This is a genomic window from Micromonospora sp. NPDC047753 (assembly GCF_040642735.1).
GTDB lineage: Bacteria > Actinomycetota > Actinomycetes > Mycobacteriales > Micromonosporaceae > Micromonospora.
In genome coordinates this window covers 1-7,918 of record NZ_JBEYSL010000323.1, presented here as the reverse complement: position 1 = coordinate 7,918, position 7,918 = coordinate 1, and the positions used below count along the sequence as shown (strand labels likewise).

General features: G+C 72.3%; 9 protein-coding genes. 8 read left to right on the top strand and 1 reads right to left on the bottom strand.

Annotation, left to right across the window (positions count from 1 at the left end; translation table 11 throughout):
- From ABZ749_RS23860 to ABZ749_RS23825, 8 genes are all read left to right on the top strand, one after another.
- Positions 1 to 1,734, top strand: a 1,734-nt coding sequence (locus ABZ749_RS23860; RefSeq protein ID WP_357231322.1) for an ATP-binding protein, incomplete at its 5' end; no start/stop codon positions are given.
- 16 nt (positions 1,735 to 1,750) lie between these two features.
- On the top strand, positions 1,751 to 2,155 hold the full coding sequence (locus ABZ749_RS23855; protein ID WP_030490280.1) for a roadblock/LC7 domain-containing protein: 405 nt from the start codon (positions 1,751 to 1,753) through the stop codon (positions 2,153 to 2,155).
- Between the two features lie 51 nt (positions 2,156 to 2,206).
- Positions 2,207 to 3,400, top strand: a complete 1,194-nt coding sequence (locus ABZ749_RS23850; RefSeq protein ID WP_357231319.1) for an ABC transporter substrate-binding protein — start codon at positions 2,207 to 2,209, stop codon at positions 3,398 to 3,400.
- Positions 3,397 to 4,293 carry a branched-chain amino acid ABC transporter permease gene (locus tag ABZ749_RS23845; RefSeq protein WP_357231316.1) on the top strand — a complete coding sequence of 299 codons (897 nt, stop codon included), beginning with the start codon at positions 3,397 to 3,399 and terminating at the stop codon, positions 4,291 to 4,293. The genes ABZ749_RS23850 and ABZ749_RS23845 overlap by 4 nt, the downstream gene beginning before the upstream one ends.
- Positions 4,290 to 5,309, top strand: coding sequence for a branched-chain amino acid ABC transporter permease (locus ABZ749_RS23840; protein WP_357231313.1), 1,020 nt, complete (start codon positions 4,290 to 4,292; stop codon positions 5,307 to 5,309). The genes ABZ749_RS23845 and ABZ749_RS23840 overlap by 4 nt, the downstream gene beginning before the upstream one ends.
- Positions 5,306 to 6,049: an ABC transporter ATP-binding protein gene (locus tag ABZ749_RS23835; protein WP_357231310.1), complete on the top strand. Its 744-nt coding sequence runs from the start codon at positions 5,306 to 5,308 to the stop codon at positions 6,047 to 6,049. Before ABZ749_RS23840 ends, ABZ749_RS23835 begins: the two co-directional genes overlap by 4 nt.
- On the top strand, positions 6,049 to 6,819 hold the full coding sequence (locus ABZ749_RS23830) for an ABC transporter ATP-binding protein (RefSeq protein WP_357231307.1): 771 nt from the start codon (positions 6,049 to 6,051) through the stop codon (positions 6,817 to 6,819). Before ABZ749_RS23835 ends, ABZ749_RS23830 begins: the two co-directional genes overlap by 1 nt.
- Positions 6,820 to 6,870: 51 nt before the next feature.
- The gene (locus ABZ749_RS23825) at positions 6,871 to 7,674 is read left to right on the top strand and encodes a methyltransferase domain-containing protein (RefSeq protein ID WP_357231304.1); all 804 of its coding nucleotides are present in this window, start codon (positions 6,871 to 6,873) and stop codon (positions 7,672 to 7,674) included.
- A gap of 86 nt (positions 7,675 to 7,760) precedes the next feature.
- On the opposite strand, the gene ABZ749_RS23820 is transcribed toward ABZ749_RS23825, so the two are convergent.
- Positions 7,761 to 7,910: a glycoside hydrolase family 48 protein gene (locus tag ABZ749_RS23820; RefSeq protein ID WP_357231325.1), complete on the bottom strand. Its 150-nt coding sequence runs from the start codon at positions 7,908 to 7,910 to the stop codon at positions 7,761 to 7,763.
- Positions 7,911 to 7,918 lie beyond the last annotated feature (8 nt).

Here is a 7,918-nt window from a genome sequence, read left to right as displayed (position 1 = left end):
GACCGACACCTCGCGGCCCCGGGCCACGGTGCCGCCGAGCATGCCCGGCTCGGGCAGCGCGTCCAGCACTGCCAGAGAGACCGGCTCGGCCGGGTGAAACTGGAAACCGACGACTGGGTGTCCACCACCCAGACGCGCGCCGCCCGGCTGGCCGACCTGCGCGCCCGGGTCGACAACGCGGTCCGCGACGATGTTCGGGCCGCGCACGCCGACCAGCGCCGCCGCGCCGTCGCAGAGGCGGCCAGTGTCCTCCTGGCCCTGATCCTGACCGCGTTGGTGACCTGGGCCGTCGCACGGCAGATCACCCGACGGCTGCGCCGGCTGCGGGACGCGGCCAACGCCGTTGCCTTCGAGCAGCTCCCCGCCGTGGTGGCCCAGCTCCAACAGCCCGGCAGCGCCGCCGTCGACCCACACAAGCTGGCCCACCAGCAGTCCAGTGCCGCCCTCGAACCGTCCAGCGACGACGAGATCGGCGAACTGGGGCAGGCGTTCAGCGCCGTGCACCAGGCCGCCGTGCGGACCGCCGCCGAACAGGCCGTCATGCGCGCCAACACCGCCGACATCTTCATCCACCTGAGCCGCCGCGAACAGCGACTGGTCGACGCCGTCCTGGCCCAGGTCGACCTGGTCGAGCGCGACGAAACCGACCCCGACCGGCTCGACCAGCTGTACACACTGGACAACCTGGCGACCCGGATGGGCCGGATCAACGCCAGTCTGCTGGTGCTCGGCGGTGTCGGCGTGGGGCGCGTACGCCAGCGCGACGTTCCGCTGCAGCAGGTGCTCCAGGCAGCGCTGTCCCAGATCGAGCACTACGCACGGGTCCGACTCGGCATGATCGACGGGGACGTCGCGGTGGCTGCCAAGACCGTCGACGAGGTCGTGCACCTGCTCGCCGAACTCATGGACAACGCCACGACGTACTCGCCGCCGGGCAGCGAGACCTGGGTGAGCGGCCGAAGTCTGGGAGACCGCGTCATCGTCCAGATCAGCGACGAGGGCGTGGGGCTGTCCACGCAGCGGATGCAGCAACTCAACGAGCTGCTGGCGCACCCGCCGGCCATCGACGTGGCCGCCGTACGGGCGATGGGGCTGGTCGTCGTGGGCCAGCTCGCGGCGCGGCTGGGCGTCACCGTCCAACTGCGACGCGGCCCCCGACGCGGCATCCTCGCCGAGGCGACACTGCCCGCGGCGATCATCCGGTCGCTGCCACCGGAGGAGTACCTGCTCGCACCCGGCCGGCTGTCGCGGCGGGCAGCTCGCACGCCCAGCCCGCCGCCGCCGTACCAGCCCCGCCCCGAGCCCACCGCCGGCCGCCCGCCGACCGAACGGACCCTGCCGGCCGCGCCGGTCTTCCGACCGGCTCCCCCACCGCCGGACCGGGGTGACGCGCCCACCGAGGAGCTGCTCATCTTCGAACAGGTCAACCACTGGTTCCAGAACGACGTCGTCGACGGCCAGAACGGCCAGAACGGCCAGCAGTGGTCCAGCCCCGCCGACGACGCCTGGCGTACCGCCGCCCAGGCCCACACCCCCGAGGTCGCCACGACAACCAACTCCGGCCTGCCCAAACGCCAGCCGCAACGGCACCTCGTGCCCGGCGGTGTGACAGTGCCCCAGCAGCAGCAACGGTCCGAGTACCGCGACCCGGCGCAGGTGGCCACGGCGATGGCCGCGTACGCACGGGGCGTGGCCAACCGACGGCGTACCCCGATCAACCTCGGTAACAAATGACGCGACAGGAGAGCACGTGACCGACCAACAGGATCTCGGCTGGCTGCTGGACAATTTCGCGGCGCGCGCGACCGAGGTCAGCCACGCGATCGCCATTTCCAGCGACGGCCTGATGGTGGCCGCCACCCGCGACCTGCCACCGGACCGGGCCGACCAGTTGGCCGCCACGGGTAGCGGGCTGGTCAGCCTGCTGCGGGGGGCGGCGGCCTTCTTCGACGCCGGCGCGGTGATCTCGAACGTCACCCAGCTCGAGGGCGGGTTCATGTTCTCCATGGCCTTCAACGACGGCGCCTCGCTGCTGGTGCTCGCCGCGCCCGAGTGTGACGTGGGCAAGGTCTCCTACGAGATGACCGAGCTGGCCAACCGCATCGGGGACGCGCTGACCCCCGCTGCCCGGGCGGCGCTCGCCCGCAGCCGCTGACCACCCCGGCGCCCCCACGCCGGAGACCCTTCCCTTCCCCTGGAGTTAGACATGCCTCTCACCACGCCTTGGCGCAGCCGTGCCCTCACCGCCGCGCTGCTCGCCGCCGTGCTGACCACCAGCACCGCCTGCGGCGACGACGCTCCGGGCACGAGCGCCGGCGGCTCGATAAAGATCGGCCTGCTCGCGTCGCTGTCCGGGACGTACCAGGCTGTTGGCACGGAGATCCGCGACGGCTTCCAGCTCTACCTGGACACCCACGACGGCAAGTTGGGCGGCCGGCAGGTCGACCTCGTCGTCGCGGACGAGGGCAACGGCGCGCAGACCGCCGTCCCGGCCGCGACCAAGCTACTCAAGCAGGACCGGGTGTCCGCGCTCACCGGCATCGTCGGTGGCGGCTCGGTCGCCGGCGTCACCCCTCTGCTCAACGAGACGAAGGTGCCACTGGTCGGCTCCAACGGCCGGCCGGAGCTCAAGGACGTCTCCCGGGTCTGGCACACCTCGTACCTCTCCGACGAGCCCGGGGCGGCGATCGCCCAGCATGTCCGCGACAACATCAAGGGCTCCGTGTACGCCATCGGCCCGGACTACCAGGGCGGTTGGGACGAGCTGCGCGGCTTCACCGACGCCTTCGGCAAGATCGGCGGGAAGCTCGCGAACGCCGACGGCAAGACGACCTTCACTCCGTTCCCGGCCACCACCAACTTCCTGCCGTACTTCGCCCGCATCAAGGCCTCCGGCGCGGCGGCCGTCTACACCTTCTACGCCGGCAGCGCCGCCGTCGACTTCGTGAAGCAGTACGCCCAGTCCGAGATCAAGGACATTCCGTTGTACGCGGCCGGGTTCCTCACCGAGGGCGGTGTGCTCAACGCGCAGGGCGAGGCCGCCCGGGACATCTACTCGGTGCTCAACTACTCGCCCGACCTCGACAACGCGGAGAACCGTGCCTTCGTGGCCGCGTGGAAGGCGAAGCACGACGGTTCGCCGACGACCTACGCGCTGGCCTCGTACGACGCGGCGGCGGTGCTCGACCGGGCGATCGGCGCGGCCGGGAACGACCCGACCCCCGAGGCCATCAACACGGCCATCGGCCAACTCGGCCAGATCGCCAGCCCGCGTGGCACCTGGCAGTTCTCCACCACCACGCACTCTCCCGTGCAGAAGTGGTACCTGCGGCAGGTCCGCCAGGACGGCCGGGCGCTGTCCAACACCGTCGTGGGCGACCTCGCGACCGTCGGCCGGTGATAGTGGTGGCGGCCGGCACCAACCGGATCGACCCGTACCTGATCCCGGCGTTGGACGGAGTCGCCTACGGGCTGCTCGTGTTCGTCGCCGCCTCGGGCCTGGTCTTCTGTTTCGGCGTCGCCAACATCCTCAACCTGGCGCACGGCCTGCTCTACGCGATCGGCGGGTACACCGCCGCGGCACTGCTCGACGGCGGCTGGGTGAGCCTGGCGTTGGCGCTGACTGTCGGTGTGCTGGCCGCCGCCGCGACGGGGGTGCTCCTGGCCGGCCTGCTCACACCGGTCGCCACCGGCAATCACCTGAGTCAGGCGCTGCTGACGTTCGGGGTGGCGCTGGCCGGCGGCAGCCTGCTCGTCGCCGGCTTCGGCCCCGACAACCCGCAGGTCCAGGTGCCCGCAGCCCTGGAGGGGTCGGTGATGGTCGCCGGTCACCGCTACGCCGCGTACCGCTTGGTCTTCATCGTCGTCGCGGCGGTGCTCGCCGTCGCCCTCTACCTGGTGGTGCGACGTACCAGGGCCGGGATGCTGGTCCGGGCGGCGGTCGACGACCCGGAGATGGTGGCCTGTCTGGGCGTGAGTCCGGCACGAATCCGGGCCGGTGTGCTCGCCGCCGCCGGCGCGCTGGCCGGCGCGGCCGGAGTGCTGGGCGCGCCCATCATCGGCCCCGGCACTGGCACCGCCGACACGGTGCTGCTGCTCTCCCTGGTGGTGGTCGTCCTCGGTGGTCTCGGGTCGATGGCGGGCACCCTGCTGGCCGCGCTCGCGATCGGCGAGATCCAGACGTTGGGCGTGGCGCTGCTGCCGTCCGCCGCACCGTTTCTGCTGTTCGCCGCCATGGCGGCCGTGCTGGCCGTGCGGGCGCGTGGCCTGGCCGGCAGGTGGAGGGCGGCATGAGGGGCGAGGTGATCCGGCGAGTTCGACGCGGCATCGCGGCGCTCGTCCTGGTCGGCCTGGTCGTGGCGCCCTGGGTCGTCGACGACTACACCACGGCGATCCTCGCCCGGACGCTGGCGCTGGCCCTGGTCGGGGTGAGCGTGGCCCTGCTCACCGGCGTCGCCGGCATGCCGACCCTCGGCCAGACCGCGCCGTACGCGGCCGGCGCATACGCCTGCGCCGTGGTCGGCAGCCGGGTCTCCGATGTCGGCGTCGTGCAGCTCGTCGTCGCGGCGGCCGCCGGGGCGCTGCTGGCCGCGCTCACCGTGCCGCTCGTCGTACACGCCCGAGGGGTGATCGTCCTGATGATCACCCTGGCCATCGGTGAACTCGTCGTCATCGTCCTGGGGCGGTGGCGGTCGGTGACCGGTGGCACGGACGGGCTGGCCGGCATCCCCGCGGTCCGCCCGTTCTGGGGGCTCCCGGCCCTGGCCAACGACCAGGCCCGTTACCTGTACGCCCTGGTCGTCGTGGCCACGCTGGTCGGCGCGGTGCTGGTGCTGCTGCGTACCCGGGCGGGGTTGGTGCTGCGTGCCGGCCGCGACGACGAGACGCGGTTGCGGGCCAGCGGTCACTGGGTGGCGTTGCACCTGTCCGGCGCGCACATCGCCGCCGGAGCCATCGCCGGCGCCGCCGGCTCGCTCCTGGTCGTCGCCCAGCAGTACATCTCCCCCGCCGACTTCGGCTTCGACACGTCCGCGCTGCTGCTGCTCGGTGTCGTCATCGGTGGTACCGCCTCGGTGGGTGGCGCCCTGGTGGGTGCGGCGTTGGTCATCGCCGTCCGGGACTGGCTGTTCGGGGTGCTGCCCGGCCATGCGCCACTGGTGCTGGGCGCGCTGTTCGTGGCGACGGTCTACCTGCTGCCCACCGGTGTCAACCGGGCCCGGGGTCGGCTGCGCCCACCGGGCGCCGGGACGCCACAGCCGGACCAGCCGGCCGCCCATGACCAGGCCGAGGTTGCGGAGCTGCACCGATGACCGGCCTGTTGGAAGCCCAGAAAATCAGCGTGCGGTACGGCTCGCTCGCCGCACTCGACGGCGTGGACCTGTGCATCCACGACGGCCAGCGGCACGCGTTGATCGGCCCGAACGGGGCCGGCAAGACGACCCTGCTCAACGTCCTCGGCGGGTCCACCCGGCCGCAACGCGGCACGGTGCGGTTCGACGGACGGGACGTCGGTCGACTCGGCCCGGCGGCCCGGGCCCGGCGGGGCATCAACCGCATCCACCAACGACCCGCGGTCTTCCCGACGCTCACCGCGACGGAGAACGTCGTGGTGGCCGCGCTGCCACGGATCATCCCGGGCGGCCGGTGGTGGCCCGGCGGCCGCCGACGCGCCGCACAGCGCCTGGCCGGTCCGCTGCTGGACCAGATGGGGCTCAGTGCCGTCGCGGCGGTGCCGGCCGGGCACCTCGCCCACGGGCAACGACGCCAGTTGGAGATCGCGATGGCGATGGCCGGCCGCCCCCGCCTGCTGCTCCTCGACGAACCGGCGGCCGGGCTGTCCGCCGTCGAGGTCGGCCGGCTGGTCGAGGTGCTCCAGGCACTGCCCAGGGCGGTCGCCGTGTTGCTGGTCGAACACCGACTGGACCTGGTGTACGCCCTCTCCGACACGGTCACGGTGTTGCGCGACGGTCGGACGTTGGCCGCCGGCACACCGGACGAGATCCGTACCTCGCCGCTGGTGCGGCAGGCCTACGCCGACGGGGTGGCCTGATGCTCACTGTGGATCGTCTCTGCGCCGGCTACGGCGGGGGAATCGTCCTGCACGAGGTCAGCCTGCGGGTACGCCCAGGCAGCATCCAGGCCGTGGTGGGCCGCAACGGGGCGGGCAAGAGCACGCTCGTGCACACCATCGCCGGGCTGGTGCGGGCGTACAGCGGTCGCGTCGAGATCGGCGGTGTGCATGTCGCCGGCCGACAACCGCATCGCATCGCCCAGTCCGGCGTCGGTCTCGTCCCGCAGGGCCGACGGGTCTTCTCCCGGCTGACAGTGGCCGAGCACCTGCACCTGGCGGCCGCGCCGTGGCGGGCCCCCACCTCCGGCGGCGAAGGCTGGACGGTCGCCCGCACCCTGGAGTTGCTGCCGAGGCTGGCGGTGCGGCTGCGGCACCGCGGCTGCGAACTCTCCGGTGGCGAGCAGCAGATGCTGGCGATAGCTCGTGCGCTGCTCGGCCAACCCCGGGTGCTGCTGCTCGACGAACCATGTGAGGGGCTCTCGCCCGATCTGGCGGCGCGGGTCCGCGAACTCGTCAACGGTCTCGCCGCCGACGGCCTGACAGTGCTGCTCGTGGAGCAGCAACTCCAGTACGCCATCGAGCTCGCGGACCGGGTGGCGGTGCTGGAGTACGGCCGGGTGGTCTACGACCGGCCGACCGCGGAGGCCCGCCGCGATCCGGCCCCACTGGCGGCGATGTTGAGCGTCGCCGCCGTCGCGCCGCCCCCGGCCAACAGGGCGACCCCTCGGCTCTGGGCCGACACCCCGTAGTCACCCGACCCTTCTCGAGTCACCCGACCCTTTACGGAGAGGTAGACACCGATGACAACCGCTACGAGCGATGACACGTACACCTTCGACAACGGCGCGCCGGACGCCGTTCCCCAGATGCACGCGCTGGAGTCCTTCCTGGATCCGATCACGACGCGTCGGCTGGCCCGCCCGGTGCTGGAGCCCGGCGCGACCTGCTGGGAGGTCGGGGCCGGTGGCGGCTCGATGGCCCGGCGGATGGCCCGCGCGGTCGGCGACGACGGGCACGTGCTGGCCACCGACATCGACCCCACACACCTGGTGGCCGAGGGCAACCTGCACGTACGCCAGCACGACGTGCGCACCGAAGCGCCACCCGGAGACGCGTTCGACCTGATCCACGCCCGGCTGGTGCTGCTGCACCTTCCCGATCGACGACGGGTCCTGCGTACCCTCACCGGCGCGCTGGCGCCCGGCGGGTGGCTGGTGGTCGAGGAGTTCGACTGCACCGCGCCGCAGCGGGTGTTGACCGCGCCCAGCGACGACGCCGCGAAGCTCTTCGCGCAGGTCATGGACGCCATGATGGGTGTCCTGGAGGACCACGGCGCCGATCTGGGATGGGCGCAGGACGTCCACACCGAGATGGCCCTCGCCGGTCTGACCGACCTGGACACCATCACCCACTCGCAGAGCTGGGCCGGCGGGTCGACTGGAACATCGCTCTACGAGACCAACTCCCGCCAGTTGGAACCGGACCTGCTGGCTGCCGGGCTGTCGCCCCAGCAACTGAACGCCTTCCGACGGCTGCTCCGTGACCCCGGATTCGCCGTCATGTCCTACCACTTCGTCTCCACGCGGGGCCGCCTGCCGAGCTGAGCACGCGGACGACCGCGCGGAGCGCGGTCACGCCGTCCGTACCTCTCCCGTGCGCAGCACCTCCCCCCGCTTCGCCCCGGACAGCTCTACGACGGCGCCAACCGCACCGGCCGGGCTCCCCCACAAGGGAGCCCGTGACCGCACCCGGAGGCGAGGACCATGGCGACGTCAGCCTGTGCCCAGAACCGGTGGTAGTTGAAGGTCGGCTCCGGACCACCGTCCAGGTACGCCTGCACCTTCGGCC

Excerpts from the sequence above, each read along its gene's own strand:
- ABZ749_RS23850 (WP_357231319.1), top strand. The coding sequence starts at position 2,207 with ATGCCTCTCACCACGCCTTGGCGCAGCCGTGCCCTCACCGCCGCGCTG.
- ABZ749_RS23840 (WP_357231313.1), top strand. The coding sequence starts at position 4,290 with ATGAGGGGCGAGGTGATCCGGCGAGTTCGACGCGGCATCGCGGCGCTC.
- ABZ749_RS23835 (WP_357231310.1), top strand. The coding sequence starts at position 5,306 with ATGACCGGCCTGTTGGAAGCCCAGAAAATCAGCGTGCGGTACGGCTCG.
- ABZ749_RS23830 (WP_357231307.1), top strand. The coding sequence starts at position 6,049 with ATGCTCACTGTGGATCGTCTCTGCGCCGGCTACGGCGGGGGAATCGTC.
- ABZ749_RS23825 (WP_357231304.1), top strand. The coding sequence starts at position 6,871 with ATGACAACCGCTACGAGCGATGACACGTACACCTTCGACAACGGCGCG.